The 1,358-nt window shown below is 40.3% G+C and carries 3 protein-coding genes; all 3 read right to left on the bottom strand.

From position 1 onward, the window contains the following. Window positions 1-99: 99 nt before the first annotated feature. Genes Q0277_RS04510 through Q0277_RS04520 form a run of 3 tightly spaced genes read right to left on the bottom strand, consistent with a single transcriptional unit; the run spans window position 100 to window position 1,283 of the window. Window positions 100-423 (bottom strand): hypothetical protein, encoded by a 324-nt coding sequence (locus tag Q0277_RS04510; RefSeq protein ID WP_297996003.1) that lies wholly within the window; start codon window positions 421-423, stop codon window positions 100-102. Then, window positions 420-626 carry a hypothetical protein gene (locus Q0277_RS04515; protein ID WP_297996005.1) on the bottom strand — a complete coding sequence of 69 codons (207 nt, stop codon included), beginning with the start codon at window positions 624-626 and terminating at the stop codon, window positions 420-422. Before Q0277_RS04515 ends, Q0277_RS04510 begins: the two co-directional genes overlap by 4 nt. Window positions 627-629: 3 nt before the next feature. Further along, entirely contained in the window at window positions 630-1,283 is a 654-nt protein-coding gene (locus Q0277_RS04520; RefSeq protein ID WP_297996007.1) for an AAA family ATPase, read from the bottom strand. Between the last annotated feature and the right edge of the window lie 75 nt (window positions 1,284-1,358).

Consider the following 1,358-nt stretch of genomic DNA (forward strand, 5'->3'; position numbering starts at 1 on the left):
AAAACTAAAAATAATAAATTTCCTAAATTTATACTAAAAAAGCGATAAAAATTATAAATTTATCGCCTTACGATATTTGTTTTCTTATCTCGTCTACTATCAGTCGCCGTCTTTATCTAAAAATTCAAACTGCTTCATAAAGGCATCGGCGCTCTCTACGATCCTCATGGTGGCGCGAATGCCGCAGCGCTCGCACGGCAATGTTTCAAGCGCTTTTGTCAAACCGCTACTTTTTATGATGAAAATCGTACCCGGCTTAAAAGTGGCAAGCTGAGTGGACGTCTCAAATTTGCTTCTTACAAGACAACCGACCCAATCGGAAACTTTTTTGGGCGGCGCTATAACGCGACCGCTGGCTTTAAATTCGAGTTCCGGTTTTTGAGTCCTTGTTCTTCCGGCTATTATTGTTTCCTTGTCTATCATTTTTTATCCCCTTTTTTAACTTTGATTTGGTTGCCCCCTATGCGCAGGTCTTTTTCCTCGTTCAGTTCATTAAAACACCCTCTACACAAGTGATCGTATTCATCTATGCCTGTGTATTCTTTGACATCTTTTCCTAATTCATAAATTTTGACGTCATCCTCGCTACGTGCGCCGCAGCTATCGCATACGTATATGATGCTCATTTTTCACCCTTTTAAAAATATCTCTTCGCATAAATTCTTGATTTCTTGCTCCGCCTTGTTGCCGTCGTTCATCTCGACTACGCCGTAGCCTAGCTGCGTGGCTATTTTGTAGCGCTCGCGCTCAAATATGATCGTATTGGCCAGCCTTATATAATCTTCTTGGAGCTCCTCGATAAATGCTTTTAAGCTGTCTATCTTCTTGTATAAAAACGGGTTGGTCGAGGCTCGGTTGATCACGATATAGGCTTGCAGCCTTTCGTTTTGCTCTTTGGCCATTTTAACGATATTGACCATTTTATCTAGGACGCTTACGTCAAACTGGCTTGGAATGGTCGGAATTATTAAGATATCGCTAAGTGCGATGGCTATTCGCATTTCTCTGCTATCCCGGCCGCCGGTGTCTATGACTATGTCTTTGCTGCGATCTATGCTTTGCAAAAATTCTTTTAAATTTTCGCCGTATTTGTAGGCGAAATCAAATGCTTTCGGATGCCCTTCTTCGTTTCTTATATTTAGAAACGTAGCAATCGACTTTTGCGGGTCGGTATCTAATAGCAAAAGCGGTTCGCCTTTTACTATGCCTTGATTTATGACTATATTCGTGGCAAGCGTGCTTTTTCCGCTGCCGCCTTTCTCGTTACAAATCGATACGATCATAACTTTTCCTTTGCGTAAAAATTTAAAATGATTATATCGCCTTAAACTTAATAAATAATAAAATACAAAATAATA

The sequence above is a fragment of the uncultured Campylobacter sp. genome (assembly GCF_938030815.1).
In the GTDB taxonomy this organism is placed as follows: Bacteria; Campylobacterota; Campylobacteria; order Campylobacterales; family Campylobacteraceae; genus Campylobacter_B.

Bases quoted from the DNA above. Each gene is read 5' to 3' on its own strand.
- Q0277_RS04510 (WP_297996003.1), bottom strand. From the start codon at position 423: ATGATAGACAAGGAAACAATAATAGCCGGAAGAACAAGGACTCAAAAA.
- Q0277_RS04515 (WP_297996005.1), bottom strand. From the start codon at position 626: ATGAGCATCATATACGTATGCGATAGCTGCGGCGCACGTAGCGAGGAT.
- Q0277_RS04520 (WP_297996007.1), bottom strand. From the start codon at position 1,283: ATGATCGTATCGATTTGTAACGAGAAAGGCGGCAGCGGAAAAAGCACG.